The organism is Streptomyces sp. NPDC037083 (genome assembly GCF_055606485.1).
The window spans coordinates 355,284-381,246 of record NZ_JBVJSQ010000005.1; the positions used below are offsets into that span (position 1 = coordinate 355,284).

Here is a 25,963-nt window from a genome sequence, read left to right on the forward strand (position 1 = left end):
CCGGGAAACGGCGCGGGCGGGCCCCTGTCAGGGCCGGGAAACGGCGCGGGCGGCCGCGCGTCATCCGCGGCCGCCCCACGACACGGGCTCACCTACCCCTGGGGCCTCAGGGGAACACGACCGTCCGCCGCCCGTTGAGCAGGATCCGCCGTTCCGCGTGCCACTTGACGGCCCGGGCCAGCGCCTGGCACTCCACGTCCCGCCCGATGGCCACGAGCTGGTCCGGCGTGACGCCGTGCCCCACCCGCTCGACCTCCTGCTCGATGATCGGCCCCTCGTCGAGATCGGCGGTCACATAGTGGGCCGTCGCCCCGATCAGCTTCACGCCCCGCGCATGCGCCTGGTGGTACGGCTTCGCGCCCTTGAAACTCGGCAGGAACGAGTGGTGGATGTTGATGATCCGGCCGCTGAGCTGCTTGCACAGGTCGTCGGAGAGGACCTGCATGTACCGCGCGAGGACGACCAGTTCGACGTTCTGCTCCCGGACCAGCTGCAGCAACTGCGCCTCGGCCTGCGCCTTGTTCTCCTTCGTCACCGGGATGTGGTGGAAGGGAATGTTGTACGAGCCCACGAGCTCGGCGAAGTCGGTGTGGTTGGACACCACGGCCGCGATCTCCACCGGCAGCGCGCCGATGCTCGCGCGGAACAGCAGGTCGTTCAGACAGTGCCCGAACTTGCTGACCATGAGGACGATGCGCATCTTCTCGTCGGCCCGGTTGATCTGCCAGTCCATGTGGAAGGAGTCGCCGATCGCCGCGAAGCTCGCCCGCAGCTTGTCCACGGTCACCGGCGGCTCGGCCGAGAAGTGGACGCGCAGGAAGAACAGGCCCGTGTCGTGGTCGCCGAACTGCTGACTGTCCTCGATGTTGCAGCCGGTCATGAAGAGGTAGCTCGACACGGCGTGCACGATGCCCTGCTTGTCAGGGCAGGAGAGCGTGAGGACGTACTGGTCGGCGGGGCTCGCCGCGGCTCGGCTGGACTGCGCGTTCATGCCCGACAGGGTCGCATACCGCCCACCGCTGTGGGCAACCGTCCCGCAGGACGGAACAGGGCGGCCGTCCCCGCGCCCACGTCCGCCCCCTACGCCGCCCTACGCCGCCCGCGTCATGATCCGCAGGACCTCCAGCGTCCGCGGCGGTGCGTCGGGGTCGTCGCCGTCGCTCGCGGCCATGCGCACGTGCGCGTCCCGCGCCGCCCGCACCGCGTCCGGCCACGCCTGGTGGTCGACGTACGCGGAGACCGGGGCGTCCGGCCCGACCTGGTGCATGATCCGCAGCACGCGCAGCACGGCCGTGTCGACGAGAGCCGCCTCCTGCGAGTCGCGGAAGATCGTGCCGACGTACTTCTCGGCGGACCAGTTGTCGAGCCAGGTGTCCTCGACGAGGCGGTACACGGCGTCGGTGACGTCCCCGTACCCCTCGACGCCGGCCAGCCAGACGTTCTGCTGGAACGCCGGATCGGAGAGCATGTGCAGCGCGGAGCGCACATTGCTGCGCCAGCGCCACCACGGCATGTCGTTGAGTGGCATGCCGCCCATGGTGAACGAGCGACGGCCGCGACGGGAAGAGTTCTCCGAACCTTGCACGGTCATCGATCGTACGTTTCCTCCTTCCAGGAGCCTCGGGGGCCCCTGTAATTCACCTCGACGTCACCACGTGTCGACCGAGGGTCACTCCCAGGTTAGTGATGTGACGGAATCGTGCGTGTCCATGACCGGCATGCGGCGCACGTTCACGCGGGGCACCCTCCTCCCCAGGTCCTTCCGCCTCCCCAGGTCCGTCAGAGCCATCGCCCTCTCGGCGGGCGCCCTGGCCGCCTGTGCGTCGCTCGCCGTCGGATGCGGGGCCGTCCCCGGTGCCACGGGGGGCTCGGGGGACGGCCCGATCGTCGTGATGACGTGGGCCCCCGAGGGGACGTCCGCGACCAACAAGCCGGGCATGCCCGCCTTCGCCCGCGCCTACGCCCGTTGGGTCAACGCGACCGGTGGCCTGAACGGCCGCCAGCTCAAGGTCCTGACCTGCAACGACCACAACGACACGGTGGCCGCCGCGAAGTGCGCCCGGCAGGCCGTGAAGGAGAACGCGGTCGCCGTCGTGGGCTCCTACAGCCAGCACTCCGACTCCTTCCTGCCGCATCTGGAAGGCGCCGGAATCCCGTACATCGGCGGCTACGGCGTCACGAACGACGAGTTCACCAGCCCGCTGTCCTACCCGGTCAACGGCGGCCAGCCCTCGCTGCTCGCCGGCCTCGGCAAGGAGCTGGCCGCGAGCTGCGGTCCCGTCGCGCTCGTCCGCCCCGACACCATCGCCGGGGACGCGCTGCCCACCATGCTCGACGCCGGACTGACGGCGGGCGGGCACGACAAGGCCGACGACCAGCGGGCCCCGGAGGACGCCGCCGAGTACGCGACGCAGGCCGCGACCGCCCTGGAGCACGCGACGGACGGCGGGGGCGGAACGCGGAGCGCGACCGGCAGCGGGAAGGGACGGGGCAGCGGCAAGGGCTGTGTGGTGACCGCGCTCGGGGACCGCACCAGCACCTTCATGGACTCCTTCCGCCGCACCCGCGCGGACCACCCCGACGTGCGCACCGCCACCGTCCTCGGCAGCGTCGACCAGACGGTGATCAACGCGGCCGGCGCCGGCGCGGGCCCCTTCGAGGGGGCGTACGTCACCGGCTGGTACCCCGAGGCGAGCGACCCCGCCTGGGCGCCCATGAAGAAGGTGATCAGCGAGCAGGCGTTCTCCGACACCCGGATCGACCCGACCGACACCGGCGTGCAGACCACCTGGATCGCCTACACCGTGTTCCGGCAGGCCGTGGAGTCGCTGGACGGCGGCGACGTGACCGCCGACACCGTGCGCGGCGCCCTGGACGACGGTCTGAAGATCACCACGGGCGGGCTCACGCCGACGCTGCACTGGCAGTTCTCCGACCAGCTCGCCTCCATCGGCTTCCCCCGTCTGGTCAACGCCGACGTCACCCTCCAGACCGTGCGCAAGGGCCGGCTGGTGGCCGCCAAGAAGGGGTTCGTCGACATGACGAAGACCCTGCAGAAGGCGGACGTCGACTGACCGCAGGGCGCCCCCGCCCGCGCCGGCACCGGGCCGGCCGGGGGCGACGGCGCCCGCCTGCCCTGCGCTACAGCTGGGTGGGCTGGCGCTGCGTCAGGTCGTACTTCCTCGCGATCTCGTTCCAGAGCTTCGAGGCCCGGTTCTTCTGCGCGCTGGCGGTGCCGCTCGCCCGGTTGCCGGCCTGCGTCTCGGCGGTGGTGCGGGCCGAGCCCTTCTTGCAGTTCTTCTTCCGGTCGCCGGCGACCTGGTCGGCCCAGGCCGCGTAGTGGTCGTCGGCGGACGCGGACGCCTGCCACGCCTTGGTCAGCGCGGTGGTCAGCGCCGCGTGGTCCGCGAGCCGGTCGACCTTCAGCGCCGACAGCTTCGTGACCAGCTCGTTGCGCTGCTTCGCCGCGTCCCGCAGGTCCGTGGCCGCCTGGGAGAGGTTGTCGCACGCCTTCACGTCGGCCACCGCGCTGATCACGCTGGCCCGGCTGCTGCCGCTGTCGGCCAGCAGCTTGTCCAGTTCGACGGCCTGCTGCTCTGCGGCATCGGTGGAACCCGACGACGCGGAGCCCCCGGCCGCCGGGGCCGACGCGGCGACGGTCTGGTTGCCGTCGTCCTGGCCGCCGTCACCCCCGCCGCCCGCGAGCATCGCCCCGGCGCCTATGCCGACGACCGCCAGCGCCACGCCGATCGCCGCGAACAACGGCACCCGTGAGCGGGTACGGCCTTCCCGGCCGCCGCCGTCGTCGTCACGCGTCCCGCGTCGCCCACCCGCCGCCGGGTCGCCGGGCGGGGCGTACGCGGGCTGCGGGGAACGGGCGGCGGGCCCGGCGCCGTAACCCTGCCGGGGGCCGCGGCCGGGGGCGTCCTGCTCGGAGAAGCGCGGAAGCTGCTGAGTGGATCCGGCCTGGCCGTCGCTGCCCGGGCCGCCGCGGAAGAGGTTCTCGAACCCGGCGGGCGGCTGCCGCTCCCCGCTGCCCTGCGCCGGGACGGGCGGGATGAACTGCGTGGGCTCGGAGTCGGGGTGCGCATCCGGCTGTGCGCCGCGGGCGGACATCGGTCCCGGTGCGTTCTGCGGCGAGCGGCCCAGGAAGTGGGTCGACTCGGCCGGGCTCTCGGGCGGCATGGCGCCCGGCGCGACCGGCGGCAGGTACTGGGTGGCGCCCTCGTCGGCGGGGGCGGCGGGAACCGGCGGTATGTACTGCGTCGCGCCCTCGTCGGCCGCGGAGGCCGGGACCGGCGGTATGTACTGCGTCGCGCCCTCGTCGGCCGCGGAGGCCGGGACCGGCGGTATGTACTGCGTCGCGCCCTCGTCGGCCGCGGAGGCGGAGGACACGGCCGGCGGCAGGGGTGCGCCCGGCGCGCCCTGGCCGTACGTCGGGCCGGCCGGGGCGGGTGCGCCCTCCGGCGGGAGCGGGCCCGCGCCCGCCTGGCCGCCGCCGTTCCAGGAGCCCTGCGGGGCGTTCCACTGGTCCTGCTGCGCCTGGCCCTGCTGCCGTGCCCGGTCGGTCTGGTCCGCGGGGAGCGGCCAGCCCTGGTCCGGCTGCTGCGGGGCGGACGTCTGCCCGCCGGGACCCCAGGGCTGCTCCCAGGTCTGACCGCCGGCCGGCGCCTGCTGGCCGTAGTCCTGCTGCCCGTAGTCCTGCTGCCCGTAGTCCTGCCGACCGGGCTGCGCCTGCTGTCCGTACTCCGGCTGCCCGTACTCCGGTTGCCCGTACTGCTGCCGGCCGTAGTCCGGCTGTCCGTACTCCGGCTGTCCGTGGTCCGGCTGTCCGTAGCCCTGCGGGCCCTGGTCCGGCCGTCTCTGGTCCGGTTGCCCGTACTGCTGGGCGCCGTACTGGCCGGAGTTCTCCCCCTGCTGGGGGCCGGGCTGCGGGCCGGGCCGGGACCCCGGCCGTGGCGCGTTCGCCGTCATTCCCGGCAGCAGGGGCTCCCCGCCGTCGGAGGGCAGCACGATGCCTTCGCGCGCGGGCTGCGCCGAGGGCTCCTCGCCCTGTCCACTCTGCGTCACCGGGACTCCTACTGATGGGGGACCTTCGGAATCGTCGGTTCACGCTACCGGGTCCCCGGAACCCCGTGCCACGCAGCTCAGAACGTGATCTCCCCTCCGGGCGGTGGACAGTGACGTCGGCCACGGATCCGGAGCGCCGTGCGCAGTCGCTTCGCCCGCCGTGCGGACCGACGTCGTTCCCCGCACGTTCACGCAGCGGCGCCCCGTCCGTTCACGCCGCGGTCTGCAACTCCAGCCGCGCCCCGAACTCCCTCACCACCGACTCGTCCCGGAACGGCTCCAACCGCTGCTGGAGGTCGTCGAGATACTCCGCGCCCCGGTTGGAGCGGAGCGTCTCGAGCAACTCCACCGCTTTCAGGCCGGTGTTGCAGGCCTGCTCGATCTCCCGCTGCTGCACCTGAGCGGTGGCCAGCAGGACGTACCCGATCGCGCGCCGGCGCGCGCGGCCCGGCGGATGGCCGGCCAGGGACTGCTCGGCACAGCGCGCCGCCGCCTCGGCCTGACCCAGGTCGCGGTGGCAGTGCGCCAACTCGTCGGCCAGATAGGCCTCGTCGAAGTGCGCGATCCACGCCGGGTCGTCCCCCGAGGCCGGATCGGCCGCCTCCAGCGCCGACACCGCCCGCGCGGTCGCCGCCTGCGTCCCGCGCACGTCGCCCATCAGGGCGTGCCCGCGCGCCTCCGCGGCGAGGAACATCGCCTCCGCGCGCGGGGTGACCCGCCCCCGCGCCCCCTCCTGCGCCGCTCGCGCCAACTGGGAGATCTCGCGCGGGTTTCCGAGCTGTGCGGCCAGGTGGCTCATCGAGGCGGCGAGGACGTACCCGCCGTACCCTCGGTCGCCGGCCGCCTGGGCCAGCCGCAGCGCCTGGATGTAGTACCGCTGGGCGAGGCCCGGTTGGCCGGTGTCGACGGCCATGTACCCGGCGAGTTCGGTCAGGCGGGCCACGGACGCGAAGAGTTCACGCCCCACCGCCTCCCGGTAGGAGCCGGCGAGCAGGCCCGAGACGACGCTGTTGAGGTAGTGCACGACGACCGGGCGCACATGCCCGCTGCCGTACTGGTGGTCCAGGTCGACCAGCGCCTGCGTCATCGCCTTGACGGCCGCCACGTCGGACAGGCCCACCCGGGGCCCCGCCGAGCGCGCGACCTGCGCGTCGGGTGAGGAGATCAGCCAGTCACGGCTCGGCTCGACCAGCGCCGAGGCGGCCACGGAGGAGCCGGACAGGAAGTCGCGCCGGCCCACGTCGCTGCGCCACAGCTCACAGACCTGCTCGATGGCCCCCAGCACCGTCGGCGAGAACTGGAGACCCACGCCCGAGGCGAGGTTCTTGCCGTTGGCCATGCCGATCTCGTCGATCGTGACCGTCCGGCCGAGCTTGCGGCCCAGGGCCTCGGCGATGATCGCCGGAGCGCGTCCGCGCGGCTGCTGTCCGCGCAGCCAACGGGCCACGGACGTCTTGTCGTAGCGCAGGTCGAGGCCGTGCTCGGCGCCGCACATGTTGACGCGGCGGGCGAGCCCGGCGTTCGAGCACCCCGCCTCCTGGATGAGCGCCTGCAGCCGTTCGTTCGGCTGCCGCGCGACTAGCGGCCTTGCGGCCATGGGCACTACCCCCTGTGGCTGCGGTGACCGGGGCGGCGGGTGCCTGCCCACACACCGAGTTGACGTGTCTTCCACCGAAAAGTTCCGGCCGAGAAGATCAATGCCCCACAGACCGAGCGAAAATGCGAGGCATGTGAGGATTGCTGATGATTGCCGAGCAATACGGAGAATTGCCGGGTTACCGACGGAAGCCGCCCCCGCTACCTGGATACCCTCTCCCGCGCCCGTTCCTCCCGCGCGCCCCCGCACATGCACCCATGCGCCCCGGACGCCGAATCGATGCTCCTCCCCCGCGCATTCGGGCGGGCGTAACCCCTGGTGACCGCTAGAGTTGTGTTCATCGTGGAAGAGACCATCGCGGGCGCCGAAGCCACTCAAATCCCGAAGCAGCGCGGGGAATCGCTGCTCGAGACCGCTGTTCGCTACGCCGAGGAACGTCATTGGGACGTGTTCCCCGGCACTTGGCTGGAAGCCGTCGACGGGGTGCAGCGCTGCTCCTGCGGCGACCGTGCGTGTGCGGCCCCGGGAGCGCATCCCTCCCGGCCGGACTGGGCGACGCAGGCCACCGGGAGCGCGACCGTCGCGCGCCGCATGTGGCAGAAACAGCCGACCGCCTCGATCCTGCTGCCGACCGGGCGGACGTTCGACGCGATCTCCGTTCCGGAGACCGCCGGGTTTCTCGCTCTGGCACGGATGGAGCGGATGGAGCTGACACTCGGACCCGTCACGCTGACGCCGGACCGGCGGATGCAGTTCTTCGTGCTGCCGGGCGCGTCGGCGAAGGTGCCGGACCTGGTGCGCAAACTGGGCTGGTCGTTGGGGGCCCTTGATCTCGTGACCCTCGGCGAGGGCACCTACGTGGCCGCGCCGCCGACCCGGTTCGGGTCCCGGGGCGCCGTGCAGTGGGCCTGCCGGCCCACCGCCGCCAATCGGTGGCTGCCGGACGCCGAGGAGCTGATCTCGCCGCTCGCCTACGCCTGCGGGCGCGACCGGTAGACGCCCCCACGCGGCGGAGCCGCATGTCGGACACAGTCCCGCCCCTCTCCGGGGGGCGTCGCGCACCGTAGGGTTCACGCATGACGTCCGTACGCGTGCGTAACCTCTGGAAGCGCTTCGGTCAGCAGGTCGCCGTCGCCGGGATCGATCTCGATCTGCCGTCCGGGAAGTTCATCGGGCTCGTCGGGCCCAACGGGGCGGGGAAGACCACCACCCTGTCGATGGTGACCGGGTTGCTGCGGCCCGATCAGGGGTCGGTCGAGGTCGTCGGGCACGACGTGTGGCGGGATCCCGTGGAGGTGAAGGCGCGGATCGGGGTGCTGCCCGAGGGGCTGCGGCTGTTCGAGCGGCTGTCGGGGCGTGAACTCCTCGGCTACAGCGGGCGGTTGCGGGGGCTGCCCGGCGCAGAGGTCGACAAGCGGGCCACGCAGCTGCTCGACGTCCTCGACCTGGCCGGCGCCCAGCACAAGCTCGTCGTCGACTACTCGACCGGCATGCGCAAGAAGATCGGGCTCGCGGCCGCACTGCTGCACAACCCCGAAGTGCTCTTCCTCGACGAGCCGTTCGAGGGCGTCGATCCGGTGTCCGCGCAGATCATCCGGGGCGTGCTCGAGCGGTACACGGCGTCCGGGGCGACGGTCGTCTTCTCCTCCCACGTCATGGAGCTCGTCGAGTCGCTGTGCGACTGGGTGGCGGTGATGGCGGCGGGACGGATCCGGGCCCACGGCACGCTGGAGGAGGTGCGGGGCTCGGCGCCCTCGTTGCAGCGGGCGTTCCTCGAACTCGTCGGGGCGCAGGGCCGGGACACCGGCTCCGACCTCGACTGGCTGGGCGGCGGGGCGGGCCGGTGAGCGCGCCGACGGCCGCGCCCGTCTCCTCTCCGGCCGCCTTCGCGCCGGGCCTCGTCGCCACCGTCGTCCGGCTGAAGCTGTCGCTGCTGCGCAACGGCCTGCGGCAGTCGGGCGGGCGGCGGGCCGCGTACATCGCCTCCGCCGTCGTCACCCTGCTGTTCGCCGCGCTGCAGCTGCTCGGGCTGATCGTCCTGCGGGGCCACGACCACGCGGTGTCACTGGTGGTGCTGCTGGTCGCGGTGCTCGGGCTGGGGTGGGCGGTGATGCCGCTGTTCTTCCCCGGCGGCGACGAGACCCTGGACCCGACCCGGCTGGTGATGCTGCCGCTGCGCCCCCGGCCGCTGGTGCGGGCGCTGCTCGCGGCCTCGCTGGTGGGCATCGGTCCGCTGTTCACGCTGCTGTTGCTGGCGGGGTCGGTGGTGTCGCTGGCGCACGGGGCCGCGGCGTGGGCGGTGGGGGTGTTCGCCGTGGTGCTCGCCCTGCTGGTGTGCGTGGCGCTGGCGCGGGCCGTGGCCGCCGCCAACATCCGTCTGCTGACCAGCCGCAAGGGGCGCGATCTGGCGGTGCTGAGCGGGCTGGTGATCGCGATCGGGGCGCAGGTCGTGAACTTCGGGGCGCAGCGGCTCGGGACGGCCGGTCTGGGTGAGCTCGATCCGGTGGCGGCGGTGCTGCGGTGGCTGCCCCCCGCCTCGGCGGTCGGCGCGGTGGACTCGGTGAGCGAGGGGGACTACGGGGTCGCCGCGCTCCAGCTGGCCGTCAGCGCGGGGGCGTTGGCCCTGCTGGTGAGGGCGTGGGCGCGGAGTCTGACGCGGCTGATGACCTCGCCGGACGGCTCGACCCTGCAGGCCGCCGTGCCGGCCGAGCGGGAGCGGCGCGGCCGGCCGGGACCGGCACGACTGCTTCCGGGCGGCCGTACCGGCACCGTGATGGAACGCAGCCTGCGTTACATCTGGCGTGACCCGAAGACGAAGGCGGCCTGGGTGACGTCGCTGGCCATCGGTCTGATCGTGCCGGTCTTCAACGCGCTGCAGGGCACCGGCTCGATCTACTTCGCCTGCTTCGCCGCCGGGATGCTCGGCATCCAGATGTACAACCAGTTCGGGCAGGACACCTCCGCGTTCTGGATGGTCGCCATGACGATCTCGTCGACGCGGGACGCCTACGACGAGCTGCGCGCCCGTGCGCTGGCCCTGCTGCTGATCACCCTGCCGTACGCGACGCTGGTGACCGTGGTGACGACGGCGATGCTCGGCGACTGGGCGAGGCTGCCCGAGGCGCTGGGGCTGTCCCTCGCGCTGCTCGGGGCGATGCTGGCGACCGGGGCCTGGACCTCGGCCCGCTTCCCCTACTCGATCCCGCAGGAGGGCTACAAGAACGTCGCTCCGGGGCAGGCGGGCCTCGCCTGGATCGCGATCTTCGGCGGGATGGTCGCGGCGGCCCTGCTGTGCGCGCCCGTCATCGCGGTGACGATCTGGCTGAACGTCAGCGCGGGCGGCGACGCATGGACCTGGCTGCTGCTGCCCGGCGGCGCGGTGTACGGGGCCGGCGTGACGCTGCTGGGGCTGCGGCTGGCCGCTCCCCGGACCGCGACGCGCCTGCCGGAGATCCTGGCGGCGGTGAGCAAGGGGTGACGGCCGAGAGGTGACGGGTTCGGGCCGCGAGGACGGGGTGACGGCCGGGCGGGGACGGTCGGGCGGGTCGCGGCCCTCAGGGTGTTCCGGGGCTGAGGACCGCGTCCAGGAAGGGCTCGATCGCCGTGCGCCATCCCTCCGGCTGGTCGTAGTGGACGAGGTGTCCGGCGTCGGCGACCTCGGCGTACTCGCCGCGCGGCAGGACGCGGACCATCTCCTGGGCCTCGGCGCGGCCCAGCTCGCCGTCCAGGCCGCGCACCACCAGGGCCGGGCACCGGACCTGGGTGAGCTCCTCCCAGTGCGCGTCGTAGACCCATGTCTCACGGGACTTGAGCATCTGCTCGGGCTCGAAGACGGGACGCCAGCCGTCGGGCGACTCGTGCATCGCCTCGGCGTAGAACTCGCCCCGGGAGGGGTTCGGGCGCTCCACCCAGGGGTCGTCCTCGCCGAACCACTTGCGGACGTCGGCGAGGGTGGCGAAGGGGACCGGCCAGGACGCGAACCAGTCGGCCCACTCGCGCTGCGAGGCCGCGCCGAGCGCGGAGGCCCGCATGTCGCAGACGACCAGGCCGCGCACGAGGTCGGGGCGTTTGGCGGCGAGCTGCCAGGCGGTGAGCGCGCCCATGGCGTGGCCGATGAGGACGGCCGGGGCGAGGCCGAGCTGCTCGAGGGCGGCTTCCGCGTCCTCCACGTAGGCCTCGCGGGTGAAGGCGGCCCGCGGCGGCTTCTCGCTCTGCCCGTGGCCGCGCTGGTCGAGGGCGACCGCCCGGTGGCGCTCGGAGAGCCAGCGGGCGGTGGACGCCCAGTGGGAGGCCCGGCCCATCAGGCCGTGCAGTAACAGGACCCCTGAGGTCCGCTCCGGTTCCGCTGGGCGCTGCCGTCCGCCGGAGGACTGCGCCGGGATCCCCTTGGGCGGGTCGCCGAACTCCCAGGCCGCCAGTCGTACGCCGCCCGCCCCGGTCACGTCGATGCGTCGCGCCATGGATCCTGGCACCCCCCTAGCCGTCGTACCGCTGCGCTGCCGATGCCTTCGTACCGTCTTCAATCACCCGCAGGCTATCGAATACCCTTTCGAGAAATGCACTCTCCGCGCACAACACCCCTCGTTCGAGTGACCTCGCTCAAGGAATGATCCTCGCCGCCGAGGGGAGATCTTCAGCGGGAGGCGGACCGCTCGGGGACAACGGTCCGACGGGAATGACCCTGAGAGCTCGGGGCTCCGGGTCAGCACAGGGGAGGACAGGCCCCGGCGCCGCACGGCGCCGGGGCCCTCCGCTGCTCCGCGGCACATCATCTGCCCCCTCAGGTCATATGCCTCACGCGACAGCCTGGCACGTGAAGCGCCGGAGCGCTGCGATTCGACACAGTGAACCTCCGATTCGACAAGATCGGCAGAACGCGACAACTTCCCCGTCACCCCCGGGAGTTGAACAAGGCTCAGTGTTTCGGCGTGGCCCGGCGGCGCCCCGGGGACCGCGGTCGGGCCGCGCCGGGCCGTGTCGGATGGGACTCGGGCCGTGTCGGGTGGGCCGAGTCGTGCCGGGTCGGCGGTCGGGTGGCCGCTACCGCTTCGCGACGAACACGTGCGACGCGACGTCCGACGCCAGCTCCGCGGCCTCGCCGCCGCTGCCGACCAGCACACCGCCCGCCGACTCCGTCACGCTCACCACCGAGCCGGGCTGCACTCCCGCGCGGCGCAGCGTGTACATCAGCTGCGCGTCCGTCTGGATCGGCTCGCCGATGCGGCGCACGACGACCGTCTTGCCCTCGGTGCCCGGGTCGAGATCGGCCAGCGAGACCATGCCCTCGTCCAGGAACGGGTCGGCGCCGTCCTTCTCGCCCAGCTCCTCCAGGCCCGGGATCGGGTTGCCGTACGGCGACTCGGTCGGATGCCGCAGCAGCTCCAGCACCCGCCGCTCGACGGCCTCGCTCATCACGTGCTCCCAGCGACAGGCCTCCGCGTGCACCTGCTCCCACTCCAGGCCGATCACGTCGACGAGGAGACACTCGGCGAGGCGGTGCTTGCGCATCACGCGCGTGGCCAGCCGGCGGCCCTCGTCGGTGAGCTCCAGGTGCCGGTCGCTGGCCACCGCGACCAGGCCGTCGCGCTCCATGCGGGCCACCGTCTGGCTGACCGTCGGACCGCTCTGGTCGAGCCGCTCGGCGATCCGGGCACGCATGGGGACCACGCCTTCCTCTTCCAGTTCGAGGATGGTGCGGAGATACATCTCCGTGGTGTCGATCAGTCCGGACATTCGTGCCCCTCGATTAGCTCTGCCGAAAGCTCGACCGCTCTACGGCGCGTGCGCTGGCCCTGCACCCAATTCTGCCGGATACCACCGACAACCGTGCCGCGCCGTCGAAACGAGAGGCCGCATCCGGGCACGGACGGGCGTCACGGGACGGGGCCGGCGTCCCCGCCGCCCCGCCCCCACCGGCCGTATTGACAGCGCACTGGTCCAGACCGCACGGTGATCCGCGACACGGACACCGGACCCGGACATCCGACACGGACGCCGGACACCGGACACCCACACGGCAAAGGGGCTCCCCGGATGAGCGACCGCAAGCTCGCCGCCCAGTTCTTCGACGCCGCGACCGCCCTGCTGCAGCGGGTCCGCGACGAGGAGGCCGAGGCCGTCGACGCCGCCGGCACGCTCCTCGCCGACACCGTGGCCGCCGGCGGACGCCTCTTCGCCTTCGGCGCCGGCCACTCCTCGCTCGCCGCCCAGGACGTCGTCTACCGGGCCGGCGGTCTCGCGCTGATGAACCTGCTGGCGGTACCCGGCGTGGTCGGCGTCGACGTCGTCCCCGCCACCCTCGGCTCCGCCCTGGAGCGCGTGGACGGCCTCGCGAGCGCCGTCCTCGACACCTCGCCCCTGCGCGCCGGCGACGCCCTCGTCGTCGTCTCGCTCTCCGGCCGCAACGCCCTGCCCGTGGAGATGGCCCTCCACGCCCGCGCCCTGGGGGTGAAGGTCATCGGCGTGACGTCGCTGGCGTACGCGGCGCAGACGACGTCCCGGCACGTCAGCGGGACCTTCCTGAAGGACCACTGCGACGTCGTCCTCGACTCGAAGATCGCGGTCGGCGACGCCGAGCTCACCCTCGACACCGTGCCCGCGCCCTTCGCGCCCGCCTCCACGGTCGTCACCACGGCCCTCCTCCAGGCCGTCATGGCCACCGCCGCCGGGGCGCTCGCCGAGCGCGGCGTCGAACCGCCGCTGCTGCGCTCCGGCAACGTCGACGGCGGCCACGACTGGAACGGCCGGATCATGGAGGAGTACCGGGACCGGATCTTCTACCGCCGCTGAGCGCACGCCCGCCCGCGCGCGGGTCAGCCGCCGCCCCGCCCGGCCGCGTCGGCGGCGGCCGTCAGGTCCGCCAGGTCCAGGGACGAGGCGATGCGCACGGCGACGTCCTCGGCGTAGTTCGCGTCGGAGCGTTCGAAGGCGGCCCGGCCGCCGCCGCGCAGGAACGTCACCACGCCCAGGGTGCGGCCGCGGCTGCGCAGCACCGCGCACAGCGCGTGCACCGTGTCCTCGGGCCACTGCCGGGTCCGCGCCCACTCCCGCGCCTCGTCGGCCGACGCCGAGCCCGCCCCGGCCCGCACCGAACCGGCCCTCGCGACGCACTGCAGCGCCGGGTGCCCCTCGCCGTACCGGACCGGCAGGCCCGCGTGTCCGGCGAGCGTGCTGGGCCCCGGGCCGCCCGACGGGGTGGCCGCGGCCCGCATCAGCCGCAGCGGCCCGGCTCCCTCCGCGTCCCCCATCACCCGGTCGACCAGCGCGTGGTCGGCGAATCCGGCGAGCGCGAAGTCGAGGTGGACCGTGGCCGCCTCGGCGGGGTCCTCGCACTCGGCGGCGGCGCGGGCGGCGCGGTGCAACTGGTTGGCGCGGAACCGCAGCAGCGAGGCCTCCTGCTCGCCCTGCTTGGCCTCGGTGACGTCCTGGAAGATCCAGCCGACGCCCAGCGGCACCGGCTCCTCGGCGAGCGGCGAGGCCAGCCGCAGGAAGCCGCTGCGCCAGCAGCGCCGCTTCTCGCCGTCCGCGGTGCGCACCCCGACCCACAGCTCGGCGGGGGCCGGCGGGGCGCCTTCGGCGAGGACGTGCGTCAGCGCGCTCTCCAGCTCCTCGACGCCCCGGGTGAGCAGCTCGCCCAGCGGGCGGCCCAGGACGGCCGTACGACCGGTGCCGAGCGCGCGGGCGGCGTGCGCGTTGACGACGGCGGGGCGCAGGTCGGCGTCGACCAGGACGACACCCCAGGAGGCGTCGTCGAAGAGGGCCTCGCTGAGCGCGATGGAGCGCTCCAGGTCGATCTGGGCGTGCACCTCGCTGAAGGCGCAGTACAGCCCGGCGGGCTTGCCGTCCGGTCCGGGCACGGCGGCCGACTGGGTGCGCACCAGCACCCGCCCGCCGTCCTTCGTCAGCAGCGCGAACTCGTGCACCTGGCGGCCGGGGGCGTGCATGGCGGACATCAGGCGCCCCTCGATGTCCTCCGCGTCGGCCTCGCGCACCGCCCAGCCGGCGAAACCGTGCCGGCCGACGGCTTCCCCGGCGCTCCAGCCGAGGATGCGTTCGGCCTCGCGGTTCCAGTGCGTGACGACACCGTCGCCGTCGAAGGCGCACAGGGCCGCGTCCATGCCGTCGAGCAGTGCGGCGAGGAGGTCGGCGCCGGCGGGGCCGACCACGTGTTCCGCGCCGTCCGGGGTCTTCGGGCCGTCGTCGCCCGTCCGCCCGGCCCGCTCGGGCTCGTCCGGCCCCAGCTCGTCGGTGGTCCCACTACGCCGGGAAGCACTCACCTGGACCCCCTGCAGGTTCGCTCACTTGCCCTCATTCAACTCGAACGTGACGCAGCCCACATATGGTTCGCGCAAGATTGCAGAGGAATCGTTGTGCCGCGCCTCAGCCCTGGTGGGACAGGAGCCTCAGGTCGACCCATTCCGCCGTCTCGCCGTCGAGCACGTACCGCTCGACCTCCGCGTACCCCCGTGTCCGCGCGAAACGCAGACCGTCCTCGTTGGCCGCGAGCACACACGTCTCGACCGCCCGGGCGCCGAGCACGCGCGCCTGGGCGAGAGCGTCGTCGTGCAGCGCGGATCCGTACCCGCGCCGCCGGTGCTCGGGCAGCACGCGTGCGATGACGGTCGCCACGGCCTCCTCGCCCTGCGGCGGCCGCACGGTCGAGCAGCCGACCAGGACGTCCCCGGCATAGGCGTTCCGCAGCCGGAAGCGCCCGGCCCGCTCGCGCACCTCGTCCAGGGACATCGCGGCCGGCGGCACGATCACGTTGTGCACATGCCGCCACTGTTCGAGCGCGGCCTCGCCGACGACCGCCTCGATGCGGAGACGAAGATCATTCACTGGGCCAGCGAACCCCGACCGCGACGCGCGCGTCAACAGGCGCGCGTCGATCCGGCAGGGCCGTCGCGTCCGGGCGCGGGCGTCGCCGCCGGGATGCCGGAGGCGTCGGCGCCGGCATCCCGGAAAAAACACTTGAGTCACCGTGAAGGGGTTCCTAAGGTGTGGCGTACCGAAGGAAAGGAGGTGGTCCGAAGCATGTATGCACACCGGACGTCGGAGGTGGCTGCGGGCTAGTGGCCCGTCGCCCACTGAGTGCGGTGCCGGACCGGCGTGTGCGAGTCGCACGCAACCGGCCAATTCAACGCAGTCACCCGACCCGCGAGTCGCCGGTACGTCCGGCCGGCCCTCCCACGTGAGGACCAGACTCGCGGGTCGTCTGCATTTCCGGTCCTTTGCCCGCAGGGTTTGCGGCGCGTGATCCGCGTTACGCACGGATCTTTCGCCAGGCAGTACTCTGAGCGCATGCTTCCGCTCGTTCGACGCCGTCATGTGGACTACGGCCGCGTCACGAGCATGGGCTGTCGACGCTCCTTCTGAGCCTTCCGGCCCCCTCGCGGTTCACAGCCGCCCGCGTTTTTCGCGCTCGCCCCACCTCCCCGCCCACCTGGCACCCGTGCGCCGTCCCACCCGACGCCGGCCGCGGGCCACCGCACACCCACGGACGCACCATGACGAACGTGACACCCCTCGCGACGAACCCGTCCTACCGGCAGCTCCCGATCATCGATCTCTCCGCCGCCGACCGCGGGCCCCAGGCGCGCGCCCTGCTGCACGCCCAGTTGCACAGCGCCGCGCACGACGTGGGGTTCTTCCAGCTGGTCGGACACGGTGTCGGTGAGCGGGAGACGTACGAGCTGCTGTCCGCCATGCGGGCCTTCTTCGCACTGCCCGAGGAGCAGCGGCTCGCCCTCGACAACGTGAACTCGCCGCACTTCCGGGGCTACACCCGCACCGGCGACGAGCGGACCGGCGGACGGCGGGACTGGCGCGACCAGCTCGACATCGGGGCCGAGCGGCCCGCGCGGACGCCGGGCCCGGGCGAGCCCGCCTACTGGTGGCTCCAGGGGCCCAACCAGTGGCCCGACGGGCTGCCCGAGCTGCGGACGGCCGCCCTCGCGTGGATCGAGCGGCTGAGCGCCGTCGCCGAGAAGCTGCTGCACGAGCTGCTCGCCGCGATCGGCGCGCCCGTGGACTTCTACGACCCGGTCTTCGGGGAGCGGGCGCATCCGCATCTGAAGCTCGTGCGGTATCCGGGCAGCTCCGGGGACGGGGCTGGCCAGGGGGTGGGCGCGCACAAGGACTACGGCTTCCTGACCCTGCTGCTGCAGGACGAGGTGGGCGGCCTCCAGGTGCAGCGCGAGGACGGCGCGTTCCACGACGTGCCGCCGCTGCCGGGCGCCTTCGTGGTCAACCTCGGCGAGCTGTTGGAGGTGGCCACCAACGGGTACCTCGTCGCCACCAACCACCGGGTGGTGTCACCGCCGAGCGCCGTCGAGCGGTTCTCCGTGCCGTTCTTCTACAACCCCCGCCTGGACGCGCGGGTGGAGCCGCTGCCCTTCCCGCACGCCTCCGCCGCGCCCGGCGTGACCGACGATCCGGCCAATCCGCTCTTCGCGGAGTACGGCTTCAACGAGCTGAAGGGCAAGCTGCGCGCCCACCCGCTGGTGGCCGAGCGGCATCACGCGGAGCTGCTCAGCCCCGCGTGACGGGCGCGGCCCGGCTCAGTCGGCGATGTCGTCGTAGCCCTCGATCTCGCGCGGGCTGCGCGAGCCGGGGCCGACGTAGCGGGCCGACGGACGGACCAGGCGGCCGGTGCGCTTCTGCTCCAGGATGTGCGCCGACCAGCCGGCCGTGCGGGCGCAGGTGAACATCGAGGTGAACATGTGCGCGGGGACTTCGGCGAAGTCCAGGACGATGGCCGCCCAGAACTCGACGTTCGTCGCCAGGACCCGGTCCGGGCGGCGGGCGTGGAGTTCGGCGAGGGCCGCCTTCTCCAGGGCCTCGGCCACCTCGAAGCGGGGGGCGCCCAGCTCGCGGGCGGTGCGCCGCAGCACGCGCGCGCGGGGGTCCTCGGCGCGATAGACGCGGTGGCCGAAGCCCATGAGGCGCTCGCCCTTGTCGAGGGCCTGCCGGACGTAGGCGTCGGCGTCGCCGGTGCGCTCGATCTCCTCGATCATGCCGAGGACGCGGGAGGGGGCGCCGCCGTGCAGCGGGCCCGACATGGCTCCCACGGCGCCCGAGAGGGCGGCGGCGACGTCGGCGCCGGTCGAGGCGATCACGCGCGCGGTGAACGTGGAGGCGTTCATGCCGTGCTCGGCCGCGGAGGTCCAGTAGGCGTCGACCGCCTTCACGTGCTTGGGGTCGGGCTCGCCGCGCCAGCGGATCATGAACCGTTCGACGACGGACCGGGCCTTGTCGATCTCCCGCTGCGGGACCATCGGGCGGCCCTGGCCGCGCGCGGACTGGGCGACGTAGGAGAGGGCCATGACGGCCGCGCGGGCGAGGTCGGCGCGTGCCTGCTCGGCATCGATGTCGAGGAGGGGCTTGAGGCCCCAGACGGGCGCGAGCATGGCGAGCGCGGACTGGACGTCGACGCGGATGTCGCCGGAGTGGACGGGGATCGGGAACGGTTCGGCGGGCGGCAGGCCTGGGTTGAAGGCGCCGTCGACGAGCAGGCCCCAGACGTTGCCGAAGGAGACGTGGCCGACCAGGTCCTCGATGTCGACGCCCCGGTATCGCAGGGCGCCGCCCTCCTTGTCCGGTTCGGCGATCTCCGTTTCGAACGCGACGACTCCTTCGAGTCCGGGTACGAAGTCGGACATCGGGCGGCTCCTCGTGATGTGTACGGCAGGACGGGCGACAGCGGGTGCGGGACGACCGCGCCGGCGGCTCCACGGTCCCGGGGAGGACTCGCGGTCCTGGGCGGTCACCCCAGTGATGCCCCGTCGGGCCGGCGGTCACCCAACAGGGACGGCATCTGCACCATATCCCCGAGTGCCACCTTTGGGGAGTGGTGGCGGCACTCAGTGCCACCCACGGTGGGTGGTCCGTGCCGGCGGGCCATGCGGCAAGATGGCCGGGTGACCGACGCAGACGCCGTCTCCCCCGGGCCCGTCCCCGACCCCGCCGCCATGCGCAAGCAGTACCGGGCCGAGGGGTTCTCCGAGGCCGATCTGGCCGCCTCGCCCGTGGAGCAGTTCGCCCGCTGGTTCAAGGACGCGGCCGTCGAGGCCCATCTCTTCGAGCCGAACGCCATGGTCGTCGCCACCGCGGACGCCGAGGGCCGGCCCAGCTCCCGCACCGTGCTGCTCAAGCACTTCGACGAGCAGGGGTTCGTCTTCTACACCAACTACGACTCCCGCAAGGCCCGCGACCTCGCCGAGAACCCGTACGTCTCGCTGCTCTTCCCGTGGCATCCGATGGCCCGCCAGGTCGTCGTGCGGGGCGTGGCCCGGCGCACCGGACGCGACGAGACCGCCGCCTACTTCCGCACCCGGCCGCACGGCTCGCAGCTCGGCGCCTGGGCCAGCGCCCAGTCGTCGGTGATCGCCTCCCGCGCCGACCTCGACGCCTCGTACGCCGAGCTGGCCGCCCGCTATCCGGAGGGCGAGCAGGTGCCGGTGCCGCCGCACTGGGGCGGATTCCGGGTGGCGCCGGAGTCGGTGGAGTTCTGGCAGGGCCGCCTGAACCGGCTGCACGACCGGCTGCGGTACATGGCGCAGGCGGACGGGAGCTGGCGGGTGGAGCGGCTCAGCCCGTGACGGGTCCCGGCCGGGACGAGGCAGGCTCGCCGGGACTTCAGATCTTGCCCGAGAGGTACGCCGTCCGGTGTCCGTCCAAGAGCCGCGTCATCCGGGTGCGGAACCCGTCGTCGAGCCGGGGCCAGTTCCAGAACCGGAAGCCGAGGTGGACGAAGGCCAGGTGGTCGTCGGACCAGTTCCAGGCGGGCAGCGGGACGCTCTCGCCGCAGGTGGGGCATGCGACGTGCGCCTCGCCGGTCTCGAGCCACCGGCCGATCGCGGGCGAGAGGTACGACGTGTCGCCGGTGACCGTCGCGCAGCGCGGGCAGGTCGCAGACGTCTCCCTGTCGCCGGAGTCGCCGTGGAAGACGCGGCGCTCGCTGTACACCACGACGCCCTCCGGCGAGCCCCAGCGGGCGTGCGTCACCGCCTTGTGCCAGTGCGGGCCGGGCGGGTGGGCCGGTTTGTCCCCCAGCCCCCAGCCCGGTTCCGCCCCGGCGAGCACGATGCCCTCGGCGACGAGCCAGTCGACCACGCGCTCGCCCAGAGAGGACGCGTCCTGCGGGCCCGCGTCGCGGTCGACGATCGTCTGAAAGGTGTCCCCCATGCCCGCACCGTAAGCCTGGGCACCGACAACGGCCTCAGCCCAGCTTCTCGTCCAGCAGTCCCGCCCACTGGGCCACGACCCGTTCCCGGCGGGCGCCGTCGTCGGTGAGGAGGTTGGCGAGGCCGAGGCCGCGGGCCATGTCGAGGAGGCCCTGGACGCTCTCGCGGACCCCGGGCACGGACTCGTCGGCGCCCAGGAGCTCCACGGCGATCCGGTGGGTCTCGCGGCCGACACGTGCCTCCAGCTCGGTCACGCGTGTGCGCAGCTGTTCCTCGTTGGAGGCGGCGACCCACAGGTGCAGGGCGGCTCGGAACAGGGGGCCGGTGTACAGGTCCACGAGGGCGGCGACGACCGCGCGCCGGTCGCCCGTGGAGCCGCCCGCGGCGCCCTGCGGGAACAGTGCGCGCATCGCGAGCGAGCGTTCCTCGGCGACGTACTCGACGGCCGCGGTGAACAGGTCCTCGCGGGTGGGGAAGTGGTGCTGGGCCGCGCCGCGGGAGACGCCGGCGCGTTCGGCGACGACGGAGACCGTGGAGCCCGCCCAGCCGCGTTCGGCGAGACAGGACACGGCGGCTTCCAGGAGCCGCTGCCGGGTGGCCCGGCTGCGGTCCTGCTTGGGGGAGCGGTCGCGGTCGACCGCGCTCACAGCACCCATGCGGGATCCCGTCGTTCGAGGAAGGCCGTCATCCCCTCGCGGGCCTGCGCGGTGGAGAACAGCCGGGCCGAGAGCGCGGTGAGGTCGGCGGCGTCCCGGTCGAATGTCTCCAGCACCCTAGCCGTGAGCAGCCGTTTCGTCTCGGCCAGCCCCTGTGGGGCGGATCTGCGCAGACCGTCCAGGACGGGGGCGAGTACGGCGTCGACGTCGTCGCCTGCCTCGGTCAGCAGGCCGATCCGGGCCGCCTCGTGCGCGTCGAAGCGCTCGCCGGTGAGGTAGTAGCGGGCGAGGGGGCGCGGGTCGGTGCGCGGGAGCAGGGGCAGGGAGATCACCGCCGGCGCCACGCCGATGCGCACCTCGGTGAACGCGAAGGTCGACCCGGTCGCGGCGGCCGTGATGTCGCAGGCGGCCAGCAGACCCAGTCCGCCGGCGCGGACATGGCCGGTGACCCGGGCGAGAACCGGTCTGGGCAGCTCCACGATCTGCCGCAGCAGGCCTACGAACGCGTCGGGGTCGGGCGGGTCGCGCAGGTCGGCGCCGGCGCAGAAGGCTCCGCCGGTGTGGGTGAGGACGACGGCGCGGACGTCGGCGTCCCCCGCGCAGTCGGCCAGCGCCTCGGCGAGTTGCCCGACGAGCGCCGAGGAGAGGGCGTTGCGGGTGGCGGGCGAGTCGAGGCTGAGGGTCTCGACGCCTCGGTCCCGGGTCCGTCCGACCAGGGAGGTCCTCGCCGGCGTCATACGCGCTCCCTGAGCAGGCGGCGCAGGATCTTGCCGGAGGCGGCACGCGGCACGGCGTCGACGAAGGTGACGTCGCGGACGCGTTTGTAGGGGGCGACCCGTTCGGCGACGAACATCGCGACCTCTCCCCCGGACAGACCGGGCGCGGTGGGCTGGCGGACCACGAAGGCGTGCGGGACCTCGTTGCCGTCGTCGTTGTAAACGCCGATGACGGCCGCGTCCGCTATGCCGGGGTGGGTGAGCAGCAGGGCCTCCAGTTCGGCCGGGGCCACCTGGAAGCCCTTGTACTTGATGAGTTCCTTCACGCGGTCGACGACGAACAGCCAGCCGTCCCCGTCGACTCGTCCGATGTCGCCGGTGTGCAGCCAGCCGTCCCCGTCGATCATGTCGGCGGTGGCGTCGGGGCGCCCGAGGTAGCCCTTCATGACCTGGGGGCCGCGGATGAGGATCTCGCCCGCCTCGCCGGCGTCGAGGTCCCGGCCGGGGTCGTCGAGGGAGACGATCCGCATCTCGGTGTTGGGAATGAGTTTGCCGACGGTGCCCGCGGGCGCCTCGCGCATGGCGTCGAGGGGGACGACATGGGTGCCCGGGGACAGTTCCGTCATGCCGTAGGCCTGGCCGACGGGCGGCAGGTCCAGGCGTTTCGCGCAGGCCTCGGCGAGGTCGGCGTCCAGTGGAGCGGCCGCGCTGACGACGTACCGCAGGCACGACAGGTCGTACTTCGTGACGGCCGGGTGTTTGGCGAGGGCGAGGACGATGGGCGGGGCCACGTACAGGCCGGTGATGCGGTGCTCCTGGACGGCCGCGAGGAACGTCTCCAGCTCGAAACGGGGCAGGACGACGACCGTGGCGCCCTGCCGCAGCGGCGCGTTCATCAGGGCGGTCAGGCCGTAGATGTGGAAGAAGGGCAGCACGGCGAGGATGCGGTCGCCGGGGCCGGCGGACATCACGGCGCGGAGCTGGGCGAGGTTGGTGGCGATCTGACGGTGTGTGAGCATCACGCCCTTGGGGACGCCGGTGGTGCCCGAGGAGTACGGCAGGACCGCCACGTCCGTGGCCGGGTCGATGTCCACCTGGGGTTCGGGGGCGTCCGAGCCGAGCATGTCGATCAGCGAGCGGTGTCCGGCCGCGCTGTCGCAGACGAGGATCTCCTGGACCCCGCCCGCGAGTTCGGCGGCGCGACGGGCGGTGTCCAGCAGCGGGGAGACGGTGACGATCCAGCGGGCGGCACAGTCGCCGAGCTGCTTGGCGAACTCCTCGGCGGTGGCGAGCGGGTGCACGGTGGTGACCGTGGCGCCCGCGCGGGTGGCCGCGTAGAACGCGATGGGGAACGCGACGGTGTTCGGGCTGTGCAGGGCCACGACGTCGCCCTTGCGGACCCCGGCCTGGGCGAGCGCGGCGGCGACCCTGCGGTGGAACCGGTCCACCTGCTCGTAGCTGAGGGTGGCGCCATCCGTGCCGTCGACCAGCGCGGGCAGCTCGCCGAACTCGGCGGCACGGCCCAGCACGGCCTCGTGGATGGGCAGTTCGACGGGCGGGACGTCTGCGAACTCGCTGCGGAACATGGTTCCTCCTCGCTCGCGGGGCACGACGGTGTGCGGGCCCAGGCACTTCAGGCCGCTCGGACGGCTCGGACGGTTCAGTACGACTTGGGCAGGCCCAGGGTCTGGTGGGAGACGTAGTTGAGAATCATCTCCCGGCTCACCGGAGCAATGCGAGCCACCCGCGAGGCCGTTATCAGCCTGGCGAGCCCGAACTCACGGGTGAGGCCGTTGCCGCCGAGGGTGTGCACCGCCTGGTCGACCGCCTTCACACAGGCCTCCCCGGCCGCGTACTTGGCCATGTTGGCGGCCTCGCCCGCGCCGACGTCGTCCCCCGCGTCGTACAGGCGGGCCGCCTTCTGCATCATCAGGCGGGCCAGTTCGAGTTCGATGTGGGCCTGGGCAAGGGGGTGCGCGATGGCCTGGTGGGCGCCGATGGGGGTGTTCCAGACGGTGCGGTCGCGCGCGTACTCGACCGCCCGGGCGAGCGCGTGGCGGCCCATGCCGATCGCGAACGCGGCCGTCATGACGCGCTCGGGGTTGAGGCCGGCGAACAGTTGCAGCAGGCCCGCGTCCTCGTCGCCGACGAGCGCTTCGGCGGGGAGCCGGACGTCGTCCAGGACCAGCTCGAACTGCTTCTCCACGCTGTTGAGTTCCATGTCGATGCGGCGGCGGCCGAAGCCGGGAGCGTCCCTCGGGACGATGAACAGGCAGGGCTTGAGGCGGCCCGTGCGTGCGTCCTCCGTGCGGCCGACGATCAGGGTGGCGTCGGCGATGTCGACGCCGGAGACGAAGACCTTGCGGCCGGTCAGCAGCCAGTCCCCGCTCGCGCTGTCGCGGCGGGCGGTGGTGGCGATGCGGTGGCTGTTGGAACCGGCGTCGGGCTCGGTGATGCCGAACGCCATGAGGCGGCTGCCGTCGGCCAGCGCGGGCAGCCACTCCTGCTTCTGGGCGTCCGTGCCGAAGCGGGCGATCACCGTGCCGCAGATCGCCGGGGAGACGATCATCATGAGGAGCGGGTTTCCCGCGGCGCCCAGCTCCTCGAGGATCAGGGAGAGTTCGGTGATGCCGCCGCCGCCCCCTCCGTAGGCCTCCGGGAGGTTGACGCCGATGTAGCCGAGCTTGGCGGCGGCCTGCCAGAGGGCGCTGCTCCCGGAGTCGTGAGCGTGGCTCTTCGCGAAGGCCGACACCGCTGCTCGGAGTGCCTTGTGCTCGTCGGATTCGATGAGGGTGGTCACTGTGGCTCCTTCGTCTGCGGGCTCGTGTGGCTGGTCGCGCTCGCTCGGCGGGGCCGCGTGCTCATGCGTCCCGCGCCCCTTGAGGCCGGCTGCTCTCCACCACTGCCAAGAGCGTTCCGACCTCCACCTGCTGCCCCTGCGTCACGTGCAGGGCCGTCACCGTGCCCTCCGCCGGGGCCGCGATGACGTGTTGCATCTTCATCGCTTCGAGCCAGAGCAGCGGTTCACCGGCCCGGACACCCGTTCCGGTGATGAGGCCGTCCGCGAGCTTGACGACCGTTCCCGGCATCGGGGCCAGCAGGGAGCCCGGCGCGTGCTGGGCCTGCGGGTCGGGGAAGCGGGGCAGCGCGGTGAGGACGGCGCCGTCGACGTGGACCTGGTCGCCGTGGCGGGCGATCTCGAAGCGGCGCCGTACGCCGTCGATCTCCAGGACGACCGACGCCGGGTCCGCGTGCACGACCTGGACGCCCTCGGCCGTCAGGCCGGTGCGGGTGTGGCGGTAGTGGACCTCGGTCTCCTCGCCCGCGACCGCGTACCGCTTCGTCTGCGGCTGGGACGGCAGGTTGCGCCAGCCGCCGAAACGGGAGCGCGAGGGGCCGCCGGCCTCGGCGAGCGCCGCGGCCAGCGGGGCGTACGGGTCGCGGACCGCGGTGGTCAGCTCGGCGAGGTGGCGGTCGTAGAAGCCGGTGTCCATGCGGGCGGACGTGAACTCGTCGTGGCGCAGGGAGCGGACCAGCAGGTCGCGGTTGGTGACCGGGCCGTGCAGGACCGCGCGTTCCAGCGCCCCCGCGAGCTTGCGGATCGCCTCCGCGCGCGTGGGGGCGTGGGCGACGACCTTGGCGAGCATGGGGTCGTAGTGGACGCCGATCTCGTCGCCGTCGGCGTAACCGGTGTCCAGGCGGACGCCGTCCGGGACGGTCAGGCGGTGCAGGATGCCGGTCTGCGGGGTCCAGCCGGTCGCGGGGTCCTCGGCGTAGAGGCGGGCCTCGACCGCATGACCGCGCGCGGACGGCGGCTGCGGGGCCAGTGCCGCGCCCTCCGCGATCCGGATCTGCTCGGCCACCAGGTCGAGGCCGAAGACGGCCTCCGTGACGGGGTGTTCGACCTGGAGGCGGGTGTTCATCTCCAGGAAGTGCGCCCGGCCGTCGGCGACGAGGAACTCCACGGTGCCGGCGCCGACGTAGTCCACGGCGTGCGCGGCGCGCACGGCCAGCGTGCGCAGCTGCTGCGCGACCTCGTCCGGCAGTCCGGGCGCGGGCGCCTCCTCGACGACCTTCTGGTGCCGCCGCTGGAGGGAGCAGTCCCGGGTGCCCAGCGCCCACACCGTGCCGTGCGCGTCGGCGAGGATCTGCACCTCGACATGGCGGCCGTTCTCGACGTACGGCTCGACGAACACCTCGCCGTCGCCGAAGGCGCTCGCGGCCTCGGCCCGGGCGCCGTCCAGCGCGGCGCCCAGCTCCTCCAGGCGGCGCACGACGCGCATCCCGCGCCCGCCGCCGCCCGCGGCCGCCTTCACCAGCACCGGCAGATCGGCCTCCGTCACCTCGTGCGGGGCCAGGGGCGCGAGGCCCATGAGCTGCTTCGCGCGCGTCTTGGAGGCCATCGCCCCGATCGCCTCGGGCGGCGGCCCGATCCAGACGAGCCCCGCGTCCAGGACGGCGCGCGCGAAGCCGGCGTTCTCGGAGAGGAAGCCGTAGCCGGGGTGCACGGCGTCCGCGCCCGCCGCGACCGCGGCCTTCACCACGAGGTCGGCGCGCAGGTAGGTGTCCGCGGGCGTGCTGCCGGGCAGCCGCACCGCCGTGTCGGCCACACGCGTGTGGAGGGCGTCGGCGTCGGCGTCCGAGTGCACGGCGACGGTGCGGATGCCCGCCTCGCGGCAGGTCCGGAAGACGCGGCAGGCGATCTCGCCGCGGTTGGCCACCAGAACGGAAGTAATCATG

22 protein-coding genes are annotated in these 25,963 nt (G+C 73.2%); 7 read left to right on the forward strand and 15 right to left on the reverse strand.

Translation table 11 applies throughout. From position 1 onward, the window contains the following. Window positions 1-106: 106 nt before the first annotated feature. The gene (gene purU, locus ACZ7DE_RS16390) at window positions 107-991 is read right to left on the reverse strand and encodes a formyltetrahydrofolate deformylase (RefSeq protein WP_470761642.1); all 885 of its coding nucleotides are present in this window, start codon (window positions 989-991) and stop codon (window positions 107-109) included. A gap of 99 nt (window positions 992-1,090) precedes the next feature. Then, on the reverse strand, window positions 1,091-1,591 hold the full coding sequence (locus ACZ7DE_RS16395) for an SCO4402 family protein (protein WP_190150010.1): 501 nt from the start codon (window positions 1,589-1,591) through the stop codon (window positions 1,091-1,093). 118 nt (window positions 1,592-1,709) lie between these two features. On the opposite strand from ACZ7DE_RS16395, the gene ACZ7DE_RS16400 reads away from it, so the two are divergent. Then, window positions 1,710-3,074 (forward strand): ABC transporter substrate-binding protein, encoded by a 1,365-nt coding sequence (locus ACZ7DE_RS16400; RefSeq protein ID WP_470762052.1) that lies wholly within the window; start codon window positions 1,710-1,712, stop codon window positions 3,072-3,074. Window positions 3,075-3,141: 67 nt separating this feature from the next. Here the strand turns inward: ACZ7DE_RS16400 and ACZ7DE_RS16405 are convergent, their stop codons facing one another. Continuing rightward, a complete protein-coding gene (locus ACZ7DE_RS16405; protein ID WP_470761644.1) occupies window positions 3,142-5,070 on the reverse strand; it encodes a hypothetical protein in 1,929 nt (642 codons plus the stop codon). A gap of 211 nt (window positions 5,071-5,281) precedes the next feature. Next, window positions 5,282-6,667 carry a transcriptional regulator gene (locus ACZ7DE_RS16410; protein ID WP_470761645.1) on the reverse strand — a complete coding sequence of 462 codons (1,386 nt, stop codon included), beginning with the start codon at window positions 6,665-6,667 and terminating at the stop codon, window positions 5,282-5,284. 333 nt (window positions 6,668-7,000) lie between these two features. Here ACZ7DE_RS16410 and ACZ7DE_RS16415 point away from each other — a divergent pair, with 333 nt between their 5' ends. From ACZ7DE_RS16415 to ACZ7DE_RS16425, 3 genes are all read left to right on the forward strand, one after another. Then, window positions 7,001-7,663: a bifunctional DNA primase/polymerase gene (locus ACZ7DE_RS16415; protein WP_470761647.1), complete on the forward strand. Its 663-nt coding sequence runs from the start codon at window positions 7,001-7,003 to the stop codon at window positions 7,661-7,663. Window positions 7,664-7,743: 80 nt separating this feature from the next. Further along, window positions 7,744-8,514 carry an ABC transporter ATP-binding protein gene (locus ACZ7DE_RS16420; protein WP_470761649.1) on the forward strand — a complete coding sequence of 257 codons (771 nt, stop codon included), beginning with the start codon at window positions 7,744-7,746 and terminating at the stop codon, window positions 8,512-8,514. Continuing rightward, on the forward strand, window positions 8,511-10,145 hold the full coding sequence (locus tag ACZ7DE_RS16425) for a transporter (protein ID WP_470761651.1): 1,635 nt from the start codon (window positions 8,511-8,513) through the stop codon (window positions 10,143-10,145). The genes ACZ7DE_RS16420 and ACZ7DE_RS16425 overlap by 4 nt, the downstream gene beginning before the upstream one ends. 76 nt (window positions 10,146-10,221) lie before the next feature. Here ACZ7DE_RS16425 and ACZ7DE_RS16430 read toward each other — a convergent pair whose 3' ends face one another. Together ACZ7DE_RS16430 and ACZ7DE_RS16435 are read right to left on the reverse strand one after the other, a co-directional pair. Continuing rightward, entirely contained in the window at window positions 10,222-11,127 is a 906-nt protein-coding gene (locus tag ACZ7DE_RS16430; RefSeq protein WP_470761653.1) for an alpha/beta fold hydrolase, read from the reverse strand. Between the two features lie 580 nt (window positions 11,128-11,707). Next, window positions 11,708-12,400 carry a metal-dependent transcriptional regulator gene (locus ACZ7DE_RS16435; RefSeq protein WP_470761654.1) on the reverse strand — a complete coding sequence of 231 codons (693 nt, stop codon included), beginning with the start codon at window positions 12,398-12,400 and terminating at the stop codon, window positions 11,708-11,710. A gap of 300 nt (window positions 12,401-12,700) precedes the next feature. On the opposite strand from ACZ7DE_RS16435, the gene ACZ7DE_RS16440 reads away from it, so the two are divergent. Beyond that, window positions 12,701-13,456 (forward strand): SIS domain-containing protein, encoded by a 756-nt coding sequence (locus ACZ7DE_RS16440; RefSeq protein WP_470761656.1) that lies wholly within the window; start codon window positions 12,701-12,703, stop codon window positions 13,454-13,456. A 23-nt stretch (window positions 13,457-13,479) separates the two neighbouring features. Here ACZ7DE_RS16440 and ACZ7DE_RS16445 read toward each other — a convergent pair whose 3' ends face one another. Together ACZ7DE_RS16445 and ACZ7DE_RS16450 are read right to left on the reverse strand one after the other, a co-directional pair. Then, window positions 13,480-14,943, reverse strand: coding sequence for a PAS domain-containing protein (locus tag ACZ7DE_RS16445; protein ID WP_470761658.1), 1,464 nt, complete (start codon window positions 14,941-14,943; stop codon window positions 13,480-13,482). 103 nt (window positions 14,944-15,046) lie between these two features. Then, window positions 15,047-15,505 (reverse strand): GNAT family N-acetyltransferase, encoded by a 459-nt coding sequence (locus ACZ7DE_RS16450; RefSeq protein ID WP_470761660.1) that lies wholly within the window; start codon window positions 15,503-15,505, stop codon window positions 15,047-15,049. Between the two features lie 668 nt (window positions 15,506-16,173). Here ACZ7DE_RS16450 and ACZ7DE_RS16455 point away from each other — a divergent pair. Then, window positions 16,174-17,211 (forward strand): isopenicillin N synthase family dioxygenase, encoded by a 1,038-nt coding sequence (locus tag ACZ7DE_RS16455; RefSeq protein WP_470761662.1) that lies wholly within the window; start codon window positions 16,174-16,176, stop codon window positions 17,209-17,211. A gap of 15 nt (window positions 17,212-17,226) precedes the next feature. Here the strand turns inward: ACZ7DE_RS16455 and ACZ7DE_RS16460 are convergent, their stop codons facing one another. Next, the gene (locus tag ACZ7DE_RS16460; RefSeq protein WP_470761663.1) at window positions 17,227-18,327 is read right to left on the reverse strand and encodes a citrate synthase 2; all 1,101 of its coding nucleotides are present in this window, start codon (window positions 18,325-18,327) and stop codon (window positions 17,227-17,229) included. Between the two features lie 240 nt (window positions 18,328-18,567). On the opposite strand from ACZ7DE_RS16460, the gene pdxH reads away from it, so the two are divergent. Next, window positions 18,568-19,266 (forward strand): pyridoxamine 5'-phosphate oxidase, encoded by a 699-nt coding sequence (gene pdxH / locus ACZ7DE_RS16465; protein WP_470761665.1) that lies wholly within the window; start codon window positions 18,568-18,570, stop codon window positions 19,264-19,266. 37 nt (window positions 19,267-19,303) lie between these two features. On the opposite strand, the gene ACZ7DE_RS16470 is transcribed toward pdxH, so the two are convergent. The 6 genes from ACZ7DE_RS16470 to ACZ7DE_RS16495 all read right to left on the reverse strand — a co-directional run bounded on the left by ACZ7DE_RS16470 (window position 19,304) and on the right by ACZ7DE_RS16495 (window position 25,962). Continuing rightward, window positions 19,304-19,852 carry a hypothetical protein gene (locus ACZ7DE_RS16470; protein WP_470761667.1) on the reverse strand — a complete coding sequence of 183 codons (549 nt, stop codon included), beginning with the start codon at window positions 19,850-19,852 and terminating at the stop codon, window positions 19,304-19,306. A gap of 34 nt (window positions 19,853-19,886) precedes the next feature. Further along, window positions 19,887-20,507 (reverse strand): TetR/AcrR family transcriptional regulator, encoded by a 621-nt coding sequence (locus ACZ7DE_RS16475; RefSeq protein ID WP_470761668.1) that lies wholly within the window; start codon window positions 20,505-20,507, stop codon window positions 19,887-19,889. After that, the gene (locus ACZ7DE_RS16480; RefSeq protein ID WP_470761670.1) at window positions 20,495-21,244 is read right to left on the reverse strand and encodes an enoyl-CoA hydratase family protein; all 750 of its coding nucleotides are present in this window, start codon (window positions 21,242-21,244) and stop codon (window positions 20,495-20,497) included. The genes ACZ7DE_RS16475 and ACZ7DE_RS16480 overlap by 13 nt, the downstream gene beginning before the upstream one ends. Next, window positions 21,241-22,809 (reverse strand): 4-coumarate--CoA ligase family protein, encoded by a 1,569-nt coding sequence (locus tag ACZ7DE_RS16485; RefSeq protein ID WP_470761672.1) that lies wholly within the window; start codon window positions 22,807-22,809, stop codon window positions 21,241-21,243. Before ACZ7DE_RS16485 ends, ACZ7DE_RS16480 begins: the two co-directional genes overlap by 4 nt. Before the next feature lie 74 nt (window positions 22,810-22,883). Further along, window positions 22,884-24,023, reverse strand: a complete 1,140-nt coding sequence (locus tag ACZ7DE_RS16490) for an acyl-CoA dehydrogenase family protein (RefSeq protein ID WP_470761674.1) — start codon at window positions 24,021-24,023, stop codon at window positions 22,884-22,886. Between the two features lie 61 nt (window positions 24,024-24,084). Then, a complete protein-coding gene (locus ACZ7DE_RS16495; protein ID WP_470761676.1) occupies window positions 24,085-25,962 on the reverse strand; it encodes an acetyl/propionyl/methylcrotonyl-CoA carboxylase subunit alpha in 1,878 nt (625 codons plus the stop codon). Between the last annotated feature and the right edge of the window lies 1 nt (window position 25,963).

Excerpts from the sequence above, each read along its gene's own strand:
- ACZ7DE_RS16455 (WP_470761662.1), top strand. The coding sequence starts at position 16,174 with ATGACGAACGTGACACCCCTCGCGACGAACCCGTCCTACCGGCAGCTC.
- ACZ7DE_RS16460 (WP_470761663.1), bottom strand. The coding sequence starts at position 18,327 with ATGTCCGACTTCGTACCCGGACTCGAAGGAGTCGTCGCGTTCGAAACG.
- ACZ7DE_RS16440 (WP_470761656.1), top strand. The coding sequence starts at position 12,701 with ATGAGCGACCGCAAGCTCGCCGCCCAGTTCTTCGACGCCGCGACCGCC.
- ACZ7DE_RS16400 (WP_470762052.1), top strand. The coding sequence starts at position 1,710 with ATGACCGGCATGCGGCGCACGTTCACGCGGGGCACCCTCCTCCCCAGG.
- ACZ7DE_RS16395 (WP_190150010.1), bottom strand. The coding sequence starts at position 1,591 with ATGACCGTGCAAGGTTCGGAGAACTCTTCCCGTCGCGGCCGTCGCTCG.
- ACZ7DE_RS16435 (WP_470761654.1), bottom strand. The coding sequence starts at position 12,400 with ATGTCCGGACTGATCGACACCACGGAGATGTATCTCCGCACCATCCTC.
- ACZ7DE_RS16420 (WP_470761649.1), top strand. The coding sequence starts at position 7,744 with ATGACGTCCGTACGCGTGCGTAACCTCTGGAAGCGCTTCGGTCAGCAG.
- ACZ7DE_RS16410 (WP_470761645.1), bottom strand. The coding sequence starts at position 6,667 with ATGGCCGCAAGGCCGCTAGTCGCGCGGCAGCCGAACGAACGGCTGCAG.
- ACZ7DE_RS16495 (WP_470761676.1), bottom strand. The coding sequence starts at position 25,962 with ATGATTACTTCCGTTCTGGTGGCCAACCGCGGCGAGATCGCCTGCCGC.
- pdxH (WP_470761665.1), top strand. The coding sequence starts at position 18,568 with ATGCGGCAAGATGGCCGGGTGACCGACGCAGACGCCGTCTCCCCCGGG.
- ACZ7DE_RS16480 (WP_470761670.1), bottom strand. The coding sequence starts at position 21,244 with ATGACGCCGGCGAGGACCTCCCTGGTCGGACGGACCCGGGACCGAGGC.
- ACZ7DE_RS16470 (WP_470761667.1), bottom strand. The coding sequence starts at position 19,852 with ATGGGGGACACCTTTCAGACGATCGTCGACCGCGACGCGGGCCCGCAG.
- ACZ7DE_RS16485 (WP_470761672.1), bottom strand. The coding sequence starts at position 22,809 with ATGTTCCGCAGCGAGTTCGCAGACGTCCCGCCCGTCGAACTGCCCATC.
- ACZ7DE_RS16475 (WP_470761668.1), bottom strand. The coding sequence starts at position 20,507 with ATGGGTGCTGTGAGCGCGGTCGACCGCGACCGCTCCCCCAAGCAGGAC.
- ACZ7DE_RS16430 (WP_470761653.1), bottom strand. The coding sequence starts at position 11,127 with ATGGCGCGACGCATCGACGTGACCGGGGCGGGCGGCGTACGACTGGCG.
- purU (WP_470761642.1), bottom strand. The coding sequence starts at position 991 with ATGAACGCGCAGTCCAGCCGAGCCGCGGCGAGCCCCGCCGACCAGTAC.